We start from the raw sequence: 22444 nt of genomic DNA on the forward strand, positions 1-22444 counted from the left end.
GGAGTAGTTCGAATGAATGAGTTTACAGCGTATGTTGAAGCAATGATTAAGCCACGTGATTCGCTACTCGAAGAGATGGAAGCATATGCTAAGGAACATCACATCCCAATCATTGAATTGACGGGGTCAGAAGTGTTATTATCCTTGCTGACGCTACAACAACCAAAGCGGATACTCGAACTCGGGACGGCAATTGGATATAGCGCGATTCGAATGGCACGTGCATTGCCGAACGCACGCATCACGACAGTCGAACGAAATGCAAAACGGTATGAAGAGGCAAAAGCATTCATCGCCCGGTCAGATGTCGCGGACCGAATTGACATCGTTTTTGCAGATGCAGTAGAATTAGCCGAAACCCTTGACCAAGAGTTCGATGCAATCTTCATCGATGCGGCGAAAGGGCAGTATAAAAAATTCTTCAACGGTTATGGGCGGCTTGTGCCAATAGGCGGGATTTTATACACGGATAATCTGTTTTTACATGGTGATGTTTTAGAAACAGATCCAAAAACGTTTGATCGAAGAAGACGACGACTCGTCCGTCTCGTCAAGGAATTCACAGTCTGGATGATGGAACAAGAACAATACGATACGACGATTTTTCCACTCGGAGACGGTGTTTCCGTAAGTCGAAAAATCAAGTCGGAATGATGGAGGAACAAAATCAATGCAAAAACCGGTTGTAATTGGCGTTGCTGGAGGTACGGGATCAGGAAAGACGACAGTCGCACGCTCACTCGTCGCAGCTTTCCCGAGCGAATCGATCGTCATGATCGAGCAAGATGCTTACTATAAAGATCAAAGTACACTCTCGATGGAAGAAAGATATCAAACAAATTATGACCATCCGTTTGCATTCGATAATGATTTGCTGATTAACCACATCAAATCGTTACGTGAAAACATTGCGGTCGAAAAACCTGTTTATGATTACGTTGCGCATACGCGAGCGGAGGAGACGATCAAACTCGATCCACGTGATGTTATCATCGTCGAAGGAATCTTAGCGCTTGAAGATGAGCGTTTACGGGAATTGATGGATATTAAAGTGTTTGTCGATACAGATGCGGACGTACGGATTTTACGACGGATGCAACGTGATATCAACGAACGTGGTCGATCAATCGACTCGGTCGTCGAGCAGTATACGAATGTCGTCCGTCCGATGCATCTTCAGTTTTGTGAGCCGACAAAACGCTATGCAGATATCATCGTTCCGGAAGGTGGAGAGAATCATGTCGCGATTGATCTCCTCGTAACGAAGATTCGTGCCATACTCGATTATCGAACAGCACTTGATGAAAGAGGATATTGATTCCAAAAAAGATGTGAATATACTATACTAGTGGAATAAAAAGGAGCGTGACAAAAATGGCAGAAAAACAGTATTATATGACGCTTGACGGTAAAGCGAAAATTGAGAACGAGTTAAACGAACTGAAGTCAGTCCGCCGTAAAGAAGTAGTTGAAAATATTAAGATTGCACGATCTTTCGGAGACTTGTCTGAGAACGCAGAATATGATTCAGCGAAAGAAGAACAAGCGATGGTCGAAGGACGAATTGCACAACTTGAGGAAATGCTACGTAACGTAGCAATTATTTCTGAAGAAGAAAAGGATATTTCGGTCGTTAGTATCGGAACGACGGTCACATTCTTGATTCTTGAAGATGATGAAGAAGAAACGTACACGATTGTCGGAAGTGCAGAAGCGGATCCGTTCACAGGTAAAATCTCGAACGAATCACCAATCGCTAAAAGCTTACTCGGACATAGTGTAGGTGAGAAAGTATCGGTACAGGCTCCAGGTGGAGATTTCGCTGTAAAAATTACATCGATTAAATAAATAAAACGATGAAGCCGGAGCAATCCGGCTTTCTGTATGATGGAGGAATGAGTATGCCAATCGCTATCATTGGAGCAATGGAAGAAGAGGTCAACTTACTTCGGAATGAACTTTCTGAACGAAAAGACACGATGATTGCTAACTATCATTTTTATGAAGGTTTGTTGAACAGTGTGCCAGTCGTCATCTTGAAATCAGGCATCGGGAAAGTGAATGCTGCGATTGGAACGACATTGTTACTGGATCATTTTAAACCCAGTGCCGTCATCAATACGGGTTCTGCTGGTGGATTTAAGGCAGGGCTGACTGTCGGTGACGTCGTCGTCTCGACAGAAGTCCGTCATCATGATGTCGACGTGACAGCATTCGGATATGAATATGGACAAGTACCGGGTATGCCAGCTGCTTACGTGGCAGACGAAAAACTTGTCGCGACAGCTGAAGCCGTCATCGAACGGATGGAGTCGATTAATGTCGTTCACGGTCTAATCGTGACAGGAGATTCCTTCATTCAGGATACAGAGCGCTCGACACTCATTAAAAAGAACTTCCCGGACGTCGCAGCAGTTGAAATGGAAGCAGCACCGATCGCACAAGTCTGTCATCAATTCGATGTTCCTTTCGTCGTAACACGTTCGATCTCGGATAGTGCAGATGAGGAAGCTTCACTCTCATTTGATGAATTTTTAGAAATTGCGTCGATTAACTCTGCGAAGATGGTCATGGAAGTTGTACGAACGCTAGCAGATTCTGAAGCGTAAGGTGGACGGAGGAGGGCCTTGATTGAAGGGACCCTTCTTTTTTCTTTGACAAAAAAGGATTAACGCTTTATATTAGTACCAGATACTAATACTAAAGGAGCGACCACATGAATATCGGGATTGTAGGACTAGGGACGTCATTACCAGAACGTCGAATTACAAATGATGATTTAGCGAAAACGCTTGATACGAGCGATGAATGGATTCGGACACGAACGGGAATCGGTGCAAGACGGATTGCAACAGACGAAGTCGATGTAACGGATTTAGCGACAGAGGCCGCTAAACAAGCATTGATCGATGCGGACCTAACAGCAGACGATATCGGATTGATTGTCGTCGGAACAGCGACGGGACGTGCCTTTCCTTCAACAGCCTGTATCGTTCAGGAACGGTTAGGGGCGCTAGGCGCGACGGCATTTGATGTTAGTGCTGCCTGCAGCGGCTTCATTTTCGCTCTTCAAACAGCATCAAGCATGATGGAGACGACGAACTCTAAATATGCGCTTGTCATTGGGGCAGAAAAAATGTCGAGCATCGTCGACTGGTCAGACCGGTCGACAGCAATTTTATTTGGAGATGGTGCGGGTGCAGTCGTCCTCGGACCAACAGAACAGCAAGGGTTGAATGCGTTTGAACTCGGAACGGATGGGCGAGGAGCGCATCTGTTGTTTAAAGAGTTGGATGGGCCAATTGAAATGAACGGACGAGAAGTGTTTAAATTTGCCGTTCGAAAATTACCAGAGATTGTCGATAAAGTCATTCAAAAAGCGAACGGATCGTTGGAATCACTTGACTTATTGATTCCGCACCAAGCAAACTTACGGATTATCGACGCGGCACGCGAACGATTAGGCATCGATGAAAAGAAAGTCATCGTCACGATTGATGAACATGCAAATACATCAGCGGCTTCGATTCCGTTGGCTTTAGAAGAAGCGCGGCGTCAAGGGCGACTACAGCCGGGAACGACACTCGTTCTCGCAGGCTTTGGTGCCGGATTGACTTGGGGAGCTTCTTACATTACTTGGACTAAAGGGGAGAACATATAAGATGACGAGAAAACGAGTAGTAGTTACTGGTATGGGTGCACTAACACCGATTGGAAATGATGTGGATACATTTTGGAATGCATTAAAAGCAGGTGAAAACGGGATTCGTCCGATGGAGCGACTTGATATCGATGAGTATCCAACAAAAGTGACGGGTGAGTTACAAGGGTTTGATATTACAGAATTCATCGAAGCAAAAGAAGCACGCAAGATGGATCGATTTGTTCACTATTCACTGGTCGCAAGCATGGAAGCTGTCAAAGATGCAGGACTTGATGTCAAGTCGAATGCTGAACGTACAGGCGTATGGATTGGTTCAGGGATTGGTGGCGTGGAGACGATTGAAAAACAAGCGAAAATCTACTTTGAGCGCGGACATCGTCGTGTCAGCCCGTTCTTCATTCCAATGATGATTCCGAATATGGCTAGTGGTCAAGTTTCGATTTATACAGGAGCGAAAGGTCCAAATAACTGTTCTGTCACTGCCTGTGCTTCAGGTACGAATGCAATCGGTGAAGCGTTACGCGTAATCGAACGTGGTGATGCGGATGTCATGATTGCCGGTGGGGCGGAAGCACCAATCACGAACTTAGCGTTCGCCGGTTTTTGTGCGAACAAAGCGATGTCGACAAATCATGACCCGAATACAGCGAGCCGTCCATTCGATGAGGGACGCGATGGATTTGTCATGGGAGAAGGGGCAGGCATTCTCGTCCTTGAAGAATACGATCACGCGATTGCTCGTGGAGCAAAAATCTACGCAGAGGTCAGTGGATACGGTCTGACTGCAGATGCGTATCATATTACTGCTCCAGATCCGGATGGTGATGGAGGCGCACGTGCGATGGCGATGGCGATTCAAGATGCGAACATCGAGCCAACTGCTGTTCAATATATCAATGCGCATGGTACGAGTACGCCAATGAATGATGTTCTGGAAACGAAAGCCATTCATACGGTCTTCGGAGAACATGCAGCGAAACTCGCTGTGAACTCGACGAAATCAATGATCGGTCATTTACTCGGTGGTGCAGGTGGCGTCGAGGCGATTGCAACAATCAAGTCGTTGCAAGAACAAACGGTTCACCCGACGATTCATCTCGAACAACCAAGCGAAGGCTGTAATTTAGATTACGTTCGTGAAGGTAGCAGAGCATGGGACGTCGAGTATGCAGTTAGCAATTCGCTCGGTTTTGGTGGGCACAATGCATCACTCGTCTTTAAGCGGTACCAGCAAGCATAATTCTTGAAGGATTGCGCTCTAAACCGCCTGCATGCCCGGTTTTCCGTCACGGTATTACCTAAAAAGTGTCATATTTCGTTGACTCCTACGGGAAAAGTGCGTGTTTAACGCATTGTCAGAGGCAGGCAAGACCTTGCTCGTTGGCCGCTAGGATCCAAGGAGCAACAGCTTGCGCAACGCCCGAGGAAAGCAACGAAAAAAATGCTTTATCTCTTGATAACACTTTGTCTACAGCCTGGAGCGACCTACTGTCAATAAGACAGTAAGGTCGCTTTTTTGGTTGAATTCTGTTTGAATAATAGAGTCACTTTAAAAATAAAAGGGGAAAAATATGTCTAAGCAATTTAAACTGTTTGTTTTAATGTTTTTAGTAATCGGAGTAATCATTAGTGGATTCGTTGTGTTTCAACAAAACACAACAGAGGAAGCCTCTACAAAAAAGCAACAACAGCATATGACAATCATTGAGTCATCGATGCCACGAGTACCGGATATTGCACAGGCAACAGATAATCGTTCACAAACGTTGCTTGCACAATTATATGAAGGACTATTTGTGTTTACTGGCGGTCCATCTGTCCGAAAAGGTCTCGCCCGAACGATGACTGTTTCGGATAAGGGCTTGACGTACACGATTGAACTAAAAGAAACAAAGTTCGTTGACGGTACGCCAGTCGAAGCGCAAGATTTTGTTGATAGTTTTCAACGTGTTGCTTCAAATGAGACAAATTCACCATATGGTTTTTTATTTGAAGTTTTTAAAAATGGACGACAAGTCAATGATGGCGAACTCCCACCGAATAAACTTGGTGTTAGAGCAGAAGGAAAATCAACGCTAATCATTGAATTAAATCAGCCGGTTTCGGATTTATCACAATTACTGGCCATGTCTGTCTTTTATCCACAACCTGAAGTAAGCGAATGGTCGGATTTGAATGAAAATGGTCCATTTAAAATGCGTGAGATGAAAAAGGCATCCTACATGCTTGAAAAAAATGATCATTATCATCAAGCGACTGTGGTTCAGCTCGATACCGTCAAAAGTATCACCGCTAAAAGTATGTCAGATCAGGTGACAGCATATCGAAATGATCAGGCAGACATGTTGCCATTAATTGAAGGATTTGATACAAATCTTTTGATGGGGGACGAGCCTACTTATCAAAAAAGTCGGAGCGGAGTCTTTTATCTGGCCTTTAATATGAACGACCCATTATTTAAAAGTCGAAATGCCCGTCAAGCCATCTCTTCTACACTGATGAATCAACAAACACTGAACTTGCCGCTCGGATTATCAGGGAAACCGACGAATCGTTTTGTAGTAACGGCGAGTGACTGGATTTCTCCACCTCAAGAGCAAACAACGACAAAGTGGAAACAGGCAACTAAGAAAAAAGTGAAGGTTGAATTGTTGAATTTTGATGATCAAAAAGCATTGGAGCTAGGGAAAACAATTGAAAAAATTCTTGAAAAGCAGCTGCCTGGAATCGATATTGTTACTAAAAATGTAGATATCGAAGATAAAATACGCCTTGAACAATCTGGTGATTTTTCCATGACGCTGACAGGCTGGATGCCTGACTACCCAGGTCCTCTCGCATATTTAAATCAATTCGTATCCGATAATCCTTTGAATAAAGTAAATTACAATTCAAAAGAATATGACAAATTGATTAAAGAAACAAGAAATGTAAAGACAATAAAAGAAAAAACTGTAGGTTATCGAACTGCTGAAAAAAAATTGATTGAAAAAGATGCGGTCATTATTCCACTTTATCAGACAACGGAAAATATGTTGGTAAAAGAAGGGATAAACGGCTTGACGGTGCCAATTTATGGACCTGAATATTTGCTTCGAACAGTAAAGAAATCGAATTAATCAATTAAGGAAGGACATGGGATGCACCCATGTCCTTCTTATTTTTTTGAAAAAATATTTAGAAAAATCGGATAAAAGCTTTGCAAAATTATCAGAACATTGTAAACTATTTGTAACGGAGAGTTTTGTTCGGCCAAAAAGTACTACTTTTTTTCGGACAAAAACTTTAGATTACTAGCTTTGGAAATTTTAGGGGGGTCATCGTATCATGAAAAAGAAAAGTTTTGCACTCGCTACCTCGGTAGCGCTCGTATCAAGCGCATTCCTTGCTGCTTGTTCGACGACTGATTCAAATGATTCATCGGGCGATAACGGTTCGGACAAAAAATCAAGTGAGCAGACGCTTAACCTGATCGAAAGCGCGGATATCCCGACGCTTAACCCAACAACTTCTACGGACGCTGTTTCTTTCAACGTCTTGAACAACACGATGGAAGGTCTTTACCGTTTGGATGACAAGCAACAGCCAACACCAGGTATTGCAGAAAGCCATACGGTTTCTGACGACAAATTGACGTACACGTTCAAGCTACGTGATGCTAACTGGTCTGATGGTACACCAATCACTGCAAAAGACTTCGAGTACGCTTGGAAAGAAGTGCTTAACCCAGAAAACGCATCGCAATATGCGTACGTATTCTACAACATCGAAGGTGCTGAAGAATACAACACGAAAAAAGGCGAGCGTGACGCGGTAGGCGTTAAAGCAGTTGATGATAAAACGTTCGAAGTAAAATTAAAATCACCTGCAGATTACTTCCTCGGATTGACTGGATTCGGTCCATTCATGCCGAAATCGGAAGAACTTTCGAAAGAAATCGGTAAGGGCTTCGGTACGACAGCTGACAAATCACTTTACAATGGACCATTCAAGTTAACAGAATGGACACGTGAACAAGGCTGGAAAATGGTTAAAAACGATAACTACTGGGATAAAGATAGCGTCAAATTAGACACGATCAATGTTAAGGTCGTAAAAGAAATTTCGACTGCTGTTAACCTTTACGAAAAAGGGACGATCGACCGTACAGGTCTTTCATCTGAATTCGTAGCTCAGTATCAAGATAATAAAGAATTTGAAACTAAAGGTGAATCAACAATCTTCTACCTTTACTTGAATACGAAAGTTGAAGCACTCGAAAATGAAAAAATTCGCCGTGCGATCGACATGGGATATAACAAAAAAGGAATCACGGATGTCATCCTTGCAAACGGATCACTTCCAGCAAACTATCTTGTACCAAAAGACTTCGCGAAAGATGCTGACGGAAAAGACTTCCGTGAAAAGTATCCAACATTCAACGAGTTCAATGCGGATGAAGCGAAAAAACTTTGGGAAGAGGGCTTAAAAGAAATCGGCAAAGATTCAGTCGAACTTGAGCTTCTTAACTATGATAGTGATGATGCGAAGAAAATCGGTGAGTTCTTGAAAGGCGAGCTTGAAAAGAACCTTCCAGGTATGAAAGTCACAATCAAGCAACAACCGTTCAAAAACAAACTTGATCTTGAAAACAAAGGCGACTTCGAATTCTCATTCGCAGGCTGGGGTCCTGACTATCAAGATCCAATGACGTTCCTCGATCTCTTCTTGACTGATGGACCATATAACCGTGGTGACTGGTCAGATCCAGAGTACGACAAACTCATCAAAGATGCACAAACACAAACGGATGCAGCAAAACGTTGGTCTGAGCTTCAAGAAGCAGAGAAAATCCTTCTTGATTCTGCGGGAATCTCACCTGTTTATCAACGTGGACGTGCGTTCCTCGTTAAACCATACGTAAAAGGTGTTGTCGAGCATAACTTCGGCGCAGACTTCTCTTACAAATGGGCTTCGATCGAAGGTAAATAAAATGTCAAGAGAGCGTCTCTAGTGTAGAGATGCTCTCTTTTTTTGACAAAAGGTCCCGTGCTCTTTGTGTAAAGAGCACGGGACCTTTTTTAATGAAAGAATTGATTATTTTTTGACTTTAGCACGTTTGCGTTGGAGCCCCATGGCTTTTTCTACTTTAGCAAGTTTACGAGAAGCGACGAGGTCAGCTTTTTCACGGCCTTGATCTAAAATGACATCGAGTTCTTCTGAATCGATTAACTCATAATAGCGCTTTTGAATCGGCTCGAGCTCGGCAATGATTGCTTCAGCAACATCTGCTTTGAACACGCCATAATTTGAACCTTCGTATTTCGCTTCGAGCTCGGCGATGGAGATATTAGCGAGTAGTGAATAGATTTCGAGTAAGTTTGAGACACCCGGTTTGTTTTCCCGATCGAACTTAACAATTCCTTCCGAATCCGTCACGGCCGACTTAATTTTTTTACGGATACTAGCTGGTTCATCGAGCATCGTGATGTAGCCTTTTGGATTCGTATCTGTTTTAGACATTTTTTTCTCTGGTGTCGTCAAACTCATGATACGAGCACCTGTTTCTGCGATGACTGGCTCAGGCATTTTAAAGGTCTCATAGTACCGGCTATTGAATCGTTGTGCTAAGTCGCGTGTCAACTCGATGTGTTGTTTTTGATCTTCACCGACAGGGACGAGTTCCGCATCATATAAAAGGATGTCAGAGGCCATTAACGTCGGATAGACGAAGAGACCTGCGCCAATCCGCTCTTTTCCTTGTGATTTATCTTTATATTGCGTCATGCGTTCAAGTTCACCCATACCTGCTAGGCACGTTAACATCCATCCGAGCTGCGCGTGTGCTTTGACTTCTGATTGGACGAAAATCGTCGCTTTTTCTGGGTCGAGACCACTTGCAATATACAGTGCAGCGAGGGCACGTGTATTGTTCATCAACTCGACACGGTCAATCTCGACTGTGATCGAATGGAGATCGACGATACAATAATAGGCATCATGCTCATCTTGTAAGTTGACAAAATGCTTCATCGCCCCAATGTAGTTTCCTAGCGTGACTGTACCGGTTGGTTTAATACCTGAAAAAATCGTTTTCATAATCGTTTCCCTCCGAAAATAGAATAAAAAAAGATGACTCGTCCCTTGAATAATCAAGGGACGAGTCATCGCGTTGCCACCCAAGTTGCTATGATAATAGCCGCTCTAAACTGCTGTAACGGGCAATCCCGTCTGACTCTACTTCACTGTTCAAGTCAGCCACTCCGAAGTCCATTCCATCTGCATCCACTATCCATTCACACCAACCATGGACTCTCTTAAAGTGACGACTCGATGTACTACTCTTCTTCACCGTGTTATTATACATGTAACTTAACAAGATTTTACCATAGACCATTGTCTAGCGTCACGAAAAATTCGTTTAAACGAATGATAAAAGCAATGAGAAAACAATGCACAATAAGCCGCTAGACAAGTATGGCCCTGTCCGGTTTAAAGAACGTTTCCGCTTTTCTTCATACACTTCGTGCTCTTCATCTTCGTCCTCGTGATACTCACCATCGATTTCTCGTAATCTTGCCTCACGTTGTTTTTTGAACCCGGCAGTCAGTCCTCTAAAAAATCCATTTGCAGACATGTTAGAAAATAATCCGATTGCCATTAAGATGAATCCTGAGATAAATAACCCACCCGAAAAGTGATAAAAAAAAGAATGGGTTGAATCCGTGAAACTCGCCCAAATGGTGTAAATAATCGATAAAATTAAAGCGATTAAAATCGGACGAAACAAGTGAAAACGCATAGTAGTCCCCCTTAATATGGATTATGAATTCATTATACGCAATGCTCCCGAAAGTTACGAATTTATTACGGTTATATATCTTAAAACAGCAAATAGTGTGACTATTCACTTGACGTTATTGTTATTCTCACATAAAATCAACTTATCACTTCGTTTGAATTTTCGAAACCAGGTCAATGCATTTTGGGGAATGCATGTGGATTCGATCCAACGTTATTGATGTCATAACTGTTTATGGCAACTTGAAAATTGAAAAGGAGATGACTCACCGATGAAGAAAAAAACTGTCGGTCTCGCGTTATCAGTCATGCTAGCAGGGAGTGTAGTCCTTGCAGGATGTTCGACGAGCGGAGATAAAGATTCAGGTTCTTCAGACAAGAAAAACTTGCGCTTAACGAGTACGTCCGATATTACGACGGTCGACCCGGCTAAAGCAACGGATTCAGTCGCATTTGATATGATTGGGAACACGATGGAAGGACTCTACCGGTTAGACAAAGAAGGTAAGGCGATTCCTGCACTAGCCGAAAAAACAGATATCTCGAGTGATAACCTCACGTACACGTTTACACTTCGTGAATCGAAATGGTCTGATGGTTCTCCAGTCAAAGCACAAGATTTTGAATTTGCTTGGAAACGTGCAGTTGATCCAGAAACAGGTTCAGGATATGCCTATATCTTTGATACTGTCAAAAATGGTGCAGCTGTCTCACAAGGGAAAAAACCAGTTGATGAATTAGGAGTCAAAGCACTTGATGATAAAACGCTTGAAGTAACACTTGAGCGTCCATCGCCGTACTTCTTGTCACTGACGTCATTTGGAACATATACACCGATTAGTGAAGATTTTTATAAAAAGAACGAAAAAGACTTTTCACTTCAACCGGATAAATTGTTATACAACGGACCATTCGTTTGGACATCTTGGAAAACAGATTCAAAACGTGTCTTGACTAAGAATGAAAACTACTGGGATAAAGATGCCGTCAGTCTTGACGAAGTAACGATTCGTGTCGTTAAAGATTCGTCAACGGTCACTAACCTGTATGAATCGAATGACATCGATTATGCTGGCTTAACATCTGAACAAGTTGCTGTTTATGAATCGAAACCTGAATTCAATACGGCATTACGTTCTACGATCGCTTATTTGAAGTTCAATAACGAAGATGCGACGATGAAAGATGTCAATGCCCGCAAAGCGATCGCTCGCGCAATTGATCCTAAAGGCATCACGGAAACGTTACTTGCGAATGGTTCGATTCCAACAACAAGCTTCATTCCAAAAGACTTCATTAAAGATGAAGCTGGAAAAGACTATACGAGTGACATTAACTGGTTCGATCGTGATGGGAACGAAGCAGCTGATCTTTGGAAAAAAGCAAATGGCGATAAGAAAACAACGATTGAACTATTATCGTTCGACAGCGAAGACTCTAAAAAGACAAGTGAGTACATGAAAGGTCAAATTGAAAGAAACTTGCCGAACGTGACAGTTTCAATCAAACAACAGCCATTCAAGAACAAACTCGATTTAGAGTCTAAAGGTGACTACCAAATGTCGTATTCACTTTGGGGTCCTGATTACCAAGATCCAATGTCGAATTTGTCGATCTTTGAATCAACAAATAGTCAAAACGATGTTAATTACGACTCATCAGCATATGATAAGTTGTTGAATGCTGCCAATAAAGAAGCAGATGTTACGAAACGTCTCGACTTGTTCAAGCAAGCGGAAGCCCAATTGATCGAGAAAGATCAAGCAATTGCGCCATTGTATCAAGCAGGTGCAGCTTACTTGAGCCGTCCGACAGTTGAAAACTTCAAACGCCAATTGTTTGGTGCGGATTTCCAATACAAATATGTTGATATGAAGTAAAAAAACTGGAGCGTCCCGAATTAGGTTCAGGGAACGCTCCTGTTTTATACTACTTTTTCTGAATGTGTAATCATTTCTAAACGAAATGTGAACTATTTGTAAAAAAGATGTTCTAATTACTTTGTTAGCAAAGTATAATGGAATCAAACGAAAAATTCTGAAATATTGGTTAACTGTGAAAAAACAGTGATCATGGGGGGGCATCATATCAGGTTGGGACAAAAAAGAATTTAAAATTTTACAACAAAATTCTTGAATGTTCCGACAATTTTACGTCATACTGGTTTTATTGATGTTTTCGAAAAAAACAGAAAAATCTTTATAGGGGGTGCCATCTATGGGCCGTTATTTAGCTCAACGCCTTACTTACGGCGTACTGACGTTTTTACTCATCGCTTCATTCACGTTCTTCTTGATGGATCTGTTACCAGGTTCACCGTTCCAAAACCAGGAAAAGCTTTCTCCTGAGCAATTGAATATCCTTCGGGATAAGTACAACTTGAATGATCCACTTCCACAACGCTACGCAGCGTACATGGTTAACTTGTTCCAAGGTGACTTAGGAGTATCATTTAAATATGATAGCCGTCCTGTTACAGATTTAATCATGGAACGGATCGGACCGTCAGCTCAATTAGGAGCACAAGCACTTATACTCGGTGTCTTTGCAGGTCTTTTACTTGGTGTCGTTGCGGCACTACGTCATAACACAGCGATTGATTACGGTGCGATGTTTGCATCAGTACTCGGTATTTCAATACCGTCGTTCGTATTTGCTTCGCTTCTTCAATACTACGTAGGAGTGAAATGGGGCATTTTGCCGGTCGCCTTCTGGGAAAGCCCAGCACATACGATTTTGCCTACAATTTCCTTGTCCTTAGGAGTTACTGCCTCCATCGCTCGTTTTGTTCGAACGGAGATGCTCGAGGTAACAGGACAGGATTATGTCACGCTTGCTAAGGCAAAAGGACTAGATGGACAATCGATCACGTGGAAACACATGGTGCGTAATGCCTTGATTCCAGCAATTACGATTCTTGGACCGATGACTGCTGCCTTAATCACAGGAACACTCGTCATTGAAAGAATCTTTGCTGTACCGGGTCTTGGTGAGTTGTTCGTATCATCAATCACGCTAAATGACTATACAGTCATCATGGGAACAACACTGTTCTTCTCAGCGGTCTTCATCCTTATGATTTTGATCGTCGACTTACTGTACGGTGTCGTTGATCCACGGATTCGTTTGGGGGGTAATGAATAATGGCAGAGCAAAATTCAAATGCAAAAACGGAACAATTCGATTCGTCACTGTTTCAAACGGTTGAGTTCAACGAACAAGCCGGAGAGCGTATCGCCGGAAAAAGTTTAAATTTCTGGCAAGATGCCTGGACGCGTCTTATTCGAAATAAAGCAGCGATTCTTTCGCTCATCATCATTCTTATCATTGCGTTACTTTCAATCTTCGGACCGATGATTTCAGGGCGCGATGCTTACACGCAAACAATCACGCAAGCGAAGCTACCACCAAAAGTAACAGGGCTTGAGTGGGCCGGATTTGATGGTATGGCAACATTAGGTGATAAAGAAATTGATTTTTACGAGCAAAAACAAGTAACAGAAAACTACTGGTTCGGAACGGATCATCTCGGACGTGACTCTTGGTCACGTGTCTGGGAAGGTACACGCGTTTCACTCTTTATTGGTGTCATGGCTGCAATCATCGATGTCATCATCGGTGTCACATATGGTGGACTTTCTGCTTACTATGGCGGTCGTGTTGATAACATCATGCAACGTATTACGGAAATCCTGACCGGGATTCCGAACTTAATCTTAATCATTCTGTTCATCTTGATTCTTGAACCGGGGATCACGACGATTATCTTGGCGATGACCATCACCGGATGGATTGGGATGAGTCGACTCGTTCGAGGACAAATCTTGAAACTTAAGAATCAGGAATTTGTACTCGCAGCACGTACGCTTGGGGCTTCTAGCTCACGTTTAATCTTTAAGCATTTGATTCCAAATACTCTTGGAATTATTATCATCTCACTTATGTTCACGATTCCTAGTGCGATTTTCTTCGAAGCGTTCCTTAGCTTCATTGGACTTGGTCTCGCTCCACCGAAACCGTCCCTTGGTACATTGATCAACGAAGGGTACAAAGAATTGAAGACGTTCCCTTACTTGCTTGTCGTGCCATCGACGGTCATCGTACTCCTAATGATCAGCTTTAACATGTTGGCCGATGGATTACGGGATGCGTTTGACCCACGTCTACGCCGCTAACGGAAATTAGAGAGGAGTTCATCCACAATGGAAACTATTTTATCTGTACGCGACCTAACCGTCGCTTTCCATACGTATGCCGGGACGGTACAAGCCGTCCGTGGCGTATCGTTTGATTTAAAAAAAGGTGAAACACTTGCAATCGTTGGTGAATCTGGTTCAGGAAAGTCGGTTACATCAAAAGCAATCATGCGACTGATTCCGAATCCTCCTGGTGAGATCACGAATGGTGAGATTATTTTCGAAGACCGTGACTTAGTCAAGTTGTCGGACAAGGAAATGCAAAAAGTTCGTGGTCGTGACATCGCAATGATCTTCCAGGATCCGATGACATCACTCAACCCGACGATGACAATTTACAAACAGATTGCAGAAGGTTTGAAACGTCACCAAGGCTTGACAGGGGATGCCGCAAAAAAACGGACGCTCGAATTATTGACGCTCGTAGGGATTCCGAATCCGGAAGCACGTTTAAAACAATATCCACACCAATTATCAGGTGGGATGCGTCAACGGATCGTTATCGCGATTGCGTTAGCATGTAACCCGAAAGTTTTGATTGCCGATGAGCCGACGACAGCACTCGACGTTACGATTCAAGCTCAGATTTTAGAGCTCTTAAAAGACATTCAACAAAAAACAGGTACAGCAATCATCTTCATCACGCATGATCTCGGTGTCGTGGCGAACATGGCCGACCGCGTAGCTGTTATGTATGCTGGGAAATTGATTGAAAAAGGTACGGTTGATGAGATTTTCTATGAACCACGCCACCCGTACACATGGGGACTTCTCGGATCGATGCCACGCCCTTCAGATGACCGTTCGCAGGACTTACCGGCGATTCCGGGTACGCCACCGAACTTGCTTCATCCGCCTACAGGTGATGCATTCGCACCACGTAATCAATATGCGATGAAAATTGATTTCGAGAAAGAACCTCCGTTCTTCCGTATCACTGATACACACGAAGCAGCAACGTGGTTGTTACATCCACAAGCTCCTTACGTAGAACCACCAGCAGCCATCCGTGACCTCGCACTGAAATATCGTCCAGATAGTACATTTGCGAAGTCGCTTTTGAAAGGCGGTCTTAAGTAATGGAAAACCGTAATAAATTACTTGAAGTAAAAAATCTAAAGCAACATTTCAATATTGGACGAGGACGTGTCGTCAAAGCAGTAGACGGACTTTCATTTGATATTTATGAAGGAGAAGTACTTGGTCTTGTTGGAGAGTCAGGTTGCGGCAAATCGACGACGGGTCGTTCGATTATCGGACTTTACGATGCGACAGACGGGGAAGTCTTGTTCAAAGGTGAGAATGTCCATGCGAAGAAATCACGTAAAGAAAAATTGAAGTTCAACCGTGCGATGCAAATGATTTTCCAAGATCCTTACGCATCTCTAAATCCACGGATGACAGTCGGAGATATCATCGCAGAAGGAATTGATATCCACGGACTTGCGAAATCAAAAGAAGAGCGAGATAACCGTGTCTACGACTTGTTAGAAACAGTAGGTTTGACGAAAGAACACGCGAGTCGTTACCCCCACGAATTCTCTGGTGGTCAGCGTCAACGGATTGGGATCGCACGTGCACTAGCAGTAGAACCGGACTTCATCATTGCCGATGAGCCGATCTCGGCACTTGACGTTTCCATCCAAGCACAGGTCGTCAACTTGATGAAACAATTACAACGTGATCGCAGTTTGACGTATTTATTCATCGCCCACGATCTTTCGATGGTTAAATATATTTCGGACCGGATTGGTGTTATGTATCAAGGTCACCTTGTTGAGTTATGTGATGCGGATCGTTTGTACGAGAACCCAGTTCATGCGTATACGAAGTCGCTCTTATCTGCAATCCCGCTACCGGATCCAGAGCACGAACGGACACGTAAACGGATTGTCTATGATCGCCCGACAGGCGGAGCCGTTGGTAAATCGAGTGAAGATTCGAGTATCCCTGCACTTCGTGAAATCGAGCCGGGACATTACGTCTCGATGACGGATGCTGAGCTTGAAGCGTATCAAGCACAACTCGTCTAATAAAAAAAGCATTCCTGAATCGTTCAGGAATGCCTTTTTTTAGTTTTCGGAAGCGATTCGTGGAAGGTTACTAAAGCGATGGACAACTGAATCTAATGCATCAAGACGTTTGACGGCTTCATCAAAGGGGATTTTCTCATAATGATGCAAACCACCCGGTTGCTCTTCTAACGTATCGGCATCGTGGACGAGTTGTTGGAGTGGGGTCCGGTTAATTGTACCTGGTGGGAGATATGAATCCGTGTGTAAGAGGACGGCAAGCGAGATTTCTTTTGCGCGTGCCGGCTCTTCCCCTAAACGAATTAATAACTTATGGGCACGTTCTGCTCCTTTAATCGCATGAATATCATTTTGACGGTAAAGATCATAATTCCATGTTCCATCCGTATACCATTCATAATGGCCGATGTCATGAAGCAGTGCTGCTTTTGTCGCCGAATCAGCATCAAGACCACGCTGTGTCGCAAGCGTCAATGCCCGTTCCGCAACGGAAATCGCATGATTGAGCCCAGAACGCTCTAAATATTTTTGGGCAATCGGGTGTTCGATAATTGTAACTAAAGTAACTGGCATAACTGAAATGCTCCTTTCAACGAGTAAGTATTTCTATATACTCTACGTGAATTTGCAAGTAATTGCAACTCTCTGCTTAAATGAACGCAACAATCTCACACATTTAATTAACCGAAGTAGGAATAGAATTTAGGCAAACGTGGTATACTAATTAATGTAGAAGATGATAATTCAGCTTTCGTTGGTTGCTTGTTCTTTTTTCGGACCGAGTGAGGTGTCGGAGTTATGAAAGAACGTGATAAGAAGAAAAAGTTGAAAAAACGACTTTTGCGGGATATTTTCGAAAAGAAATTAAAAGAAATGAAACTCCCGAAAGCAAAAGAAACGATTTCTCAACCTTTTGATCACACGCCAGCTTGCTGAAGCCATCTCGTGGCTCCAGCGAGTTTTTTTACGAAAAAGTTCTTTCATCTTAAAAAATAGCTAGGTTTTATTTGAAATTCAATGTAAACTGTCAAGTAATAGAATCATCATTAATAATTAGGAAAAGGATACGTTCCTTTTTATAGTTCAGACATGATGTAAATCAGGGGGAGGATGTTTTTCAATGGTAACACTCTATACTTCACCAAGCTGTACTTCTTGTCGTAAAGCGCGCGCGTGGCTTGAAGAACATGAAATCCCATTTGTGGAACGAAATATTTTTTCGGAACCATTGTCGCTTGATGAAATCAAACAAATTCTTCGTATGACGGAAGATGGAACAGATGAGATTATCTCGACACGTTCAAAAGTCTTTTCTAAATTAGACGTTTCAGTCGAGAACTTGTCGCTGCAACATCTTTATGATTTAATTCAAGAATATCCTGGATTGTTACGTCGTCCGATTTTGATTGACGAAAAACGACTCCAAGTTGGATATAATGAGGATGAAATTCGCCGTTTCTTACCACGTAAAGTTCGCACTTTCCAATTGATGGAAGCGCAACGCTTGGTAAACGAATAAATTTTAACCAGCGCGCTGCTTCCGTGAGCAGTGTGCTTTTTGTTACCGTCAAAAAAGGTTAAAATAAAGATAACAAAGGAATATACCCTATATGGTTAAAAAGGGGTTCTTTTTGAATCCATGTTATGTGCTCGTTCGTATACTAGATAAGAGCGAGATGAAAGGAGTGGACATATTGAAAATCGAACGCGTCAATGACAACACGGTCAAGTTCTTCATTACGTATACGGATATCGAACGCCGCGGCTTTGCCCGAGACGAGATTTGGTATAACCGTGAGCGTGGAGAACAGTTATTCTGGCAGATGATGGATGAAGCGAATGAAAAAGAGTCCATCTCCTTCGAAGGTCCACTATGGATACAAGTTCAAGCATTTGAAAAAGGTCTTGAAGTGACGGTTACAATCGCTAAAACAACAGTTGATGGCGAACAAGTGGATGAAGAAGAGTTGGATTCATTACTCCGTTCAGCAATGTCTGAGGCAGAAGATAAAGAAACAGAACTCAGCCAAGACGTATTATTTGAAACGACGGATTTTGAGCATGTTATTGCTCTTAGCCAATATGCAGAAGCACCGGTCTTCAAAGATTTGAAAACAGCGCTCTATCAAAAAGATGGTGCCTACTTGCTCCACGTCCATTTTAAAGACGAAGTGGAAGTGGAAGAACAAGAAAACGTGATGAGTTTGATTGCCGAGTACTTGCAATTTAGCGAACAAACGATTCATCCGGTCGCAGAGTATGGTAAAACCATCATTGCCGACGATGTTTTTGCTGTCGTCCGTAAGCACTTTACGAACTAAATACAAATGTCACGTTAAAAGGACTGCTCCTATACAAAAAGGGAGCAGTCCTTTTTTTGTTAGCATCACGTCAATGTATATCCACCATCGACGATTAATGATTGGCCATTGATATAACTAGCTTTATCCGACAATAAAAAACAGACGACTTCTGCAATTTCAGCCGGCTGTGCTGCGTTCCCGCGAAGGTGATGTTTCATTGCCAAGTCAAACTTGTCTTTCCCACCGTATAAGGAATGGCTTAATGCTGTATCGACGGGGCCGGGGCAGATCGCATTAAAACGATACTTTCCATGAAACCGGGCCGCGTAAGTTTTCGTAAGGGTGATAAGAGCACTTTTTGAAGACGCATAAGGTAAGAGCATCGCCGGGAATTTGACATGTCCGACGATTGCGCTATTGTTAACGATTGAAGCCCCTTTGGAAAATCGTTTGACAGCGAGTTGAATGATTTGTTCAGGTGCATGATAATTGACTTGGAATACTTCTTGTTGGGCATCTGTTACGCGTTCAGGTGCGACAGGTTTTCCAAAAGTTCCGGCATTGTTAAAAATGCCATCGATGGTTGGAAAGTCAGTCGCGGTGTCATCGAAGAACTGCTGAATCTCTGGTGGTTTAGCAAGATCGACCTGGAAGAAATGAATGTTGCCTTGTCCATGTTGTTCGAGTACCGTTCCTTTTTCGGTATTTCTCCCTAAGGCAAGAACGGTATGTCCTTCTTTTGCAAGTTGGAGGGTGGTCGCTTCCCCGATTCCACCAGTCGCGCCCGTTACGATGTAAGTTTTCATTCGAATACTTCCCTTCTGATAATAGAGTCGAAAAACTTGATACATAGTAAAAAGAAAGAGGAGGGGATTTCATGTTACGACGTGTTCAACTGCTGATGACGTTACTGTTGACCTGTAGCTTACTGGCGTTTTTGTCTTACTACTGGAGTGTCTACATGGTCGGTTGGTTATCAATCGTCATCATCTTAATCGTTTTAAGTGTCTTCATCATCATCTTACTTGAAAATCGAAATCCCGAACGGACTTTAGTCTGGGCGCTTGTCATGATGGCGCTGCCCGTCGTAGGCGTGTTCGTCTATTTCACGTTCGGTCAGAACTATCGCCGTAAAAAAATGTTTCGCTTAAAAGCGATGCTTGATGAAGAGTCATACATTAAATATCGTACCCAATTTGATCATGGTATACACAATCGAGTGTTCAAACATGGATATTATGCAAAGGTTGTCAAACTTATCGATTCCATCAGCCGGCTTCCAATATCGTATAATACACATACGAAGATATTGACTAACGGAGAGGAGAAATTTCCGCTCTTGCTCGCTGAAATCCGTCAAGCGGAGCACCATATTCACTTAGAGTACTATATTGTCCGCGATGATGCGTTAGCCCTCGAGTTACAAGCCGCTTTGATTGAACGTGCTGAGGCTGGGGTCGAGGTTCGTTTCTTATATGACGCAGTCGGTTGTTTCTCTACTGACAAAAGTTACTTTAAAAAGATGATTCAGGCTGGCATTGAAGTGCATGCCTTTTTCCCTGTCGTCCTTCCCTTCATCTCCAGCAAATCCAATTATCGAAACCACCGTAAAATCGTTGTTATTGATGGAACGGTCGCATTTACAGGCGGAATCAATGTCGGAAATGAATACATCGGGAAAGATAAAGCATTCGGATTTTGGCGAGATACGCATCTTGTCGTTCGTGGAGAGGCTGTGTCAGAGCTCCAATTGATATTTTTACAGGATTGGTACTACATGACAGGAGAGCGTCTGTTCACACCTTTCTACATGGAGCCGCTCGAAGTGGTCACGGATGCAACAGGGGGCGTTCAAATCATCGCCAGTGGACCGGACGAACCGCAAGAGACCATGAAGTCGCTTTACTTCGCATTGATTACGGAAGCACGAAGTTCGGTCTACATTGCTTCACCGTACTTGATTCCGGACGAGGACTTGATGACAGCATTAAAAACAGCAGCGATGTCCGGAATCGATGTTCGAATTCTCTTGCCGAGTTTTCCGGATCATAAAGTTGTTTTTTATGCGAGTCGCTCGTATTTCGACGATTTACTCCAAGCAGGCGTTAAAATCTACGAATACAATAAAGGATTCATGCATTCCAAAGTCATTGTCGTCGATGATGCGATTGCAACCATCGGAACGGCGAATATGGATTTAAGAAGTTTTCATCTGAACTTTGAAGTCAATGCCTTCTTGTATGGTACAAATTCCGTTCACGAACTGACCCGGGATTTTTATGATGATTTTTCGCATTCGACTCAAGTTGATCGCCATTACTTCAGTCAGCGCAGTTTTTCGCAACGCTTGATTGAGTCAGTTTCACGTCTATTCTCACCTTTACTCTAAAGGGGTGCTGTCATGTTTGAAGCCGTTGATGAAACAGGTCGCCGAATCAATATCCATCTCGTACAAGTCGAACAATTAAAGCAAATGACGTTGTATTGTCCTTATTGCCTGAACCGGTTACGGGTCAGGCAGGGACGAAAGCGAACGCATTTTGTTCATGTCTCAGCATGTACGGGAGAGTCGAGTGCACATCAAGGTTGGAAAACGACTTTAGCGGAATACTTTCGTAGCTTAGGTTATGACGTCGCTTTAGAACAAGTTCAAGGGCAACGTCGATTTGACTTGTGGATCCCTGCACTCCGGATAGCGGTAGAAATCCAACGATCGAAGATGACCGCGTTGGAGTGGAATCGACGACGAACGATTGATCAACAAAAAGCATATGCTGTGCGCTGGATTGGCTTTCATCCAACAGGCGGATGCATCATTAAGTTAGACGGGTGGATGAAACAAGCATTATTGACGGATGGTTATCTCGATTTAATCGAACAGGGAAAAATTAACCGCTATGGTTTTGCTGTCCCTTTTACGAAACACTTAGTGATTTGTCAACGACTAGAAACTTCTTTCACACAATTTATTAGACCTACCCCCCAAGCATTTCCCCGGAAATTTTCTGCGAAAAAATGGATTCAACTTGTGCGGAAATACCGACTACGTCCTTTCTTCTCGACGATGCCAAATCATCTACTCAAAAATCCACTCTATCAAGCAGGTCTGCATGTTTTATACCTTCCAGCCCACTGTTTTTTACCCATCGAAACACTTCTCGCCTTTCCACTCCATCCTTTTGAACTTCAAATGACACTTTATTTATCCTTACAAGGAAACTACTCGAAAATCCGACTTGAACATGCGTTAGTCTCCTGTCTCGACGCATGCCGGATTTCTCATGAGCCGAATCTGCTTCGACGTGTGGTAGAGGATTGGATGAATTTACTAGCTGTCGCACGCATATGTCAGCAATCTAGTATTGCTACAACTGTAAACCGTTTTAAAGAAGACGCCGTTTTAGCAGGAGCAATTCAGTTGTTTGTCGAAAAAGAAACAGGTATAAATGAAGTAAGGGAGTGATTGAA

Annotated in this window: 22 protein-coding genes and 1 other annotated feature; of the genes, 18 read left to right on the top strand and 4 right to left on the bottom strand. The window is 43.1% G+C overall.

All coding sequences use genetic code 11. From position 1 onward, the window contains the following. Window positions 1-12 precede the first annotated feature (12 nt). The 8 genes from KNQ05_RS02790 (at window position 13) to KNQ05_RS02825 (ending at window position 8635) form a co-directional block, all read left to right on the top strand. The gene (locus tag KNQ05_RS02790) at window positions 13-654 is read left to right on the top strand and encodes an O-methyltransferase (RefSeq protein WP_029331012.1); all 642 of its coding nucleotides are present in this window, start codon (window positions 13-15) and stop codon (window positions 652-654) included. 16 nt (window positions 655-670) lie between these two features. Beyond that, window positions 671-1318, top strand: a complete 648-nt coding sequence (gene udk, locus KNQ05_RS02795; protein ID WP_214766460.1) for a uridine kinase — start codon at window positions 671-673, stop codon at window positions 1316-1318. Window positions 1319-1374: 56 nt separating this feature from the next. Continuing rightward, window positions 1375-1848, top strand: a complete 474-nt coding sequence (greA, locus tag KNQ05_RS02800; RefSeq protein WP_088837506.1) for a transcription elongation factor GreA — start codon at window positions 1375-1377, stop codon at window positions 1846-1848. A gap of 53 nt (window positions 1849-1901) precedes the next feature. After that, window positions 1902-2609, top strand: a complete 708-nt coding sequence (gene mtnN / locus KNQ05_RS02805) for a 5'-methylthioadenosine/S-adenosylhomocysteine nucleosidase (protein WP_088837505.1) — start codon at window positions 1902-1904, stop codon at window positions 2607-2609. A gap of 107 nt (window positions 2610-2716) precedes the next feature. Further along, window positions 2717-3661: a beta-ketoacyl-ACP synthase III gene (locus KNQ05_RS02810; RefSeq protein ID WP_088837504.1), complete on the top strand. Its 945-nt coding sequence runs from the start codon at window positions 2717-2719 to the stop codon at window positions 3659-3661. A gap of 1 nt (window position 3662) precedes the next feature. Continuing rightward, the gene (gene fabF / locus KNQ05_RS02815; protein ID WP_088837503.1) at window positions 3663-4904 is read left to right on the top strand and encodes a beta-ketoacyl-ACP synthase II; all 1242 of its coding nucleotides are present in this window, start codon (window positions 3663-3665) and stop codon (window positions 4902-4904) included. Between the two features lie 331 nt (window positions 4905-5235). Beyond that, a complete protein-coding gene (locus KNQ05_RS02820; protein ID WP_214804394.1) occupies window positions 5236-6783 on the top strand; it encodes a peptide ABC transporter substrate-binding protein in 1548 nt (515 codons plus the stop codon). 208 nt (window positions 6784-6991) lie between these two features. Next, on the top strand, window positions 6992-8635 hold the full coding sequence (locus KNQ05_RS02825; protein WP_088837501.1) for a peptide ABC transporter substrate-binding protein: 1644 nt from the start codon (window positions 6992-6994) through the stop codon (window positions 8633-8635). A 105-nt stretch (window positions 8636-8740) separates the two neighbouring features. On the opposite strand, the gene trpS is transcribed toward KNQ05_RS02825, so the two are convergent. Together trpS and KNQ05_RS02835 are read right to left on the bottom strand one after the other, a co-directional pair. Next, entirely contained in the window at window positions 8741-9745 is a 1005-nt protein-coding gene (gene trpS / locus KNQ05_RS02830) for a tryptophan--tRNA ligase (protein WP_239456910.1), read from the bottom strand. A gap of 50 nt (window positions 9746-9795) precedes the next feature. Beyond that, window positions 9796-10004: a binding site (T-box leader), on the bottom strand. 60 nt (window positions 10005-10064) lie between these two features. Next, window positions 10065-10445 carry a DUF3899 domain-containing protein gene (locus KNQ05_RS02835; RefSeq protein WP_088837499.1) on the bottom strand — a complete coding sequence of 127 codons (381 nt, stop codon included), beginning with the start codon at window positions 10443-10445 and terminating at the stop codon, window positions 10065-10067. A 271-nt stretch (window positions 10446-10716) separates the two neighbouring features. On the opposite strand from KNQ05_RS02835, the gene KNQ05_RS02840 reads away from it, so the two are divergent. From KNQ05_RS02840 to KNQ05_RS02860, 5 genes are all read left to right on the top strand, one after another. Continuing rightward, window positions 10717-12324, top strand: a complete 1608-nt coding sequence (locus KNQ05_RS02840) for a peptide ABC transporter substrate-binding protein (protein WP_088837498.1) — start codon at window positions 10717-10719, stop codon at window positions 12322-12324. Window positions 12325-12661: 337 nt separating this feature from the next. Next, window positions 12662-13588, top strand: coding sequence for an oligopeptide ABC transporter permease (opp3b, locus tag KNQ05_RS02845; protein WP_088837497.1), 927 nt, complete (start codon window positions 12662-12664; stop codon window positions 13586-13588). After that, window positions 13588-14619 (top strand): oligopeptide ABC transporter permease, encoded by a 1032-nt coding sequence (gene opp3C, locus KNQ05_RS02850; RefSeq protein ID WP_088837496.1) that lies wholly within the window; start codon window positions 13588-13590, stop codon window positions 14617-14619. The genes opp3b and opp3C overlap by 1 nt, the downstream gene beginning before the upstream one ends. A gap of 27 nt (window positions 14620-14646) precedes the next feature. Next, a complete protein-coding gene (locus KNQ05_RS02855; protein WP_159173523.1) occupies window positions 14647-15720 on the top strand; it encodes an ABC transporter ATP-binding protein in 1074 nt (357 codons plus the stop codon). Next, the gene (locus tag KNQ05_RS02860) at window positions 15720-16673 is read left to right on the top strand and encodes an ABC transporter ATP-binding protein (protein WP_029330998.1); all 954 of its coding nucleotides are present in this window, start codon (window positions 15720-15722) and stop codon (window positions 16671-16673) included. Before KNQ05_RS02855 ends, KNQ05_RS02860 begins: the two co-directional genes overlap by 1 nt. Window positions 16674-16712: 39 nt before the next feature. Here the strand turns inward: KNQ05_RS02860 and KNQ05_RS02865 are convergent, their stop codons facing one another. After that, complete coding sequence (locus tag KNQ05_RS02865; protein WP_029330997.1) at window positions 16713-17246, bottom strand: HD domain-containing protein; 534 nt, start codon at window positions 17244-17246, stop codon at window positions 16713-16715. Between the two features lie 225 nt (window positions 17247-17471). On the opposite strand from KNQ05_RS02865, the gene KNQ05_RS02870 reads away from it, so the two are divergent. The 3 genes from KNQ05_RS02870 (at window position 17472) to mecA (ending at window position 18994) form a co-directional block, all read left to right on the top strand. Next, entirely contained in the window at window positions 17472-17609 is a 138-nt protein-coding gene (locus KNQ05_RS02870) for a hypothetical protein (protein WP_167331086.1), read from the top strand. A gap of 184 nt (window positions 17610-17793) precedes the next feature. Continuing rightward, the gene (gene spxA, locus KNQ05_RS02875; RefSeq protein WP_029330996.1) at window positions 17794-18192 is read left to right on the top strand and encodes a transcriptional regulator SpxA; all 399 of its coding nucleotides are present in this window, start codon (window positions 17794-17796) and stop codon (window positions 18190-18192) included. Window positions 18193-18367: 175 nt separating this feature from the next. Continuing rightward, window positions 18368-18994 (top strand): adaptor protein MecA, encoded by a 627-nt coding sequence (gene mecA / locus KNQ05_RS02880; RefSeq protein WP_088837494.1) that lies wholly within the window; start codon window positions 18368-18370, stop codon window positions 18992-18994. Between the two features lie 65 nt (window positions 18995-19059). On the opposite strand, the gene KNQ05_RS02885 is transcribed toward mecA, so the two are convergent. After that, the gene (locus KNQ05_RS02885) at window positions 19060-19782 is read right to left on the bottom strand and encodes an SDR family NAD(P)-dependent oxidoreductase (RefSeq protein WP_214766456.1); all 723 of its coding nucleotides are present in this window, start codon (window positions 19780-19782) and stop codon (window positions 19060-19062) included. Between the two features lie 71 nt (window positions 19783-19853). On the opposite strand from KNQ05_RS02885, the gene cls reads away from it, so the two are divergent. Together cls and KNQ05_RS02895 are read left to right on the top strand one after the other, a co-directional pair. After that, window positions 19854-21365: a cardiolipin synthase gene (cls, locus tag KNQ05_RS02890; protein ID WP_088837492.1), complete on the top strand. Its 1512-nt coding sequence runs from the start codon at window positions 19854-19856 to the stop codon at window positions 21363-21365. A 12-nt stretch (window positions 21366-21377) separates the two neighbouring features. Beyond that, window positions 21378-22439, top strand: coding sequence for a competence protein CoiA family protein (locus KNQ05_RS02895; protein WP_088837491.1), 1062 nt, complete (start codon window positions 21378-21380; stop codon window positions 22437-22439). Window positions 22440-22444 lie beyond the last annotated feature (5 nt).

It is taken from the genome of Exiguobacterium sp. s125 (assembly GCF_018618605.1).
GTDB lineage: Bacteria > Bacillota > Bacilli > Exiguobacteriales > Exiguobacteriaceae > Exiguobacterium_A > Exiguobacterium_A oxidotolerans.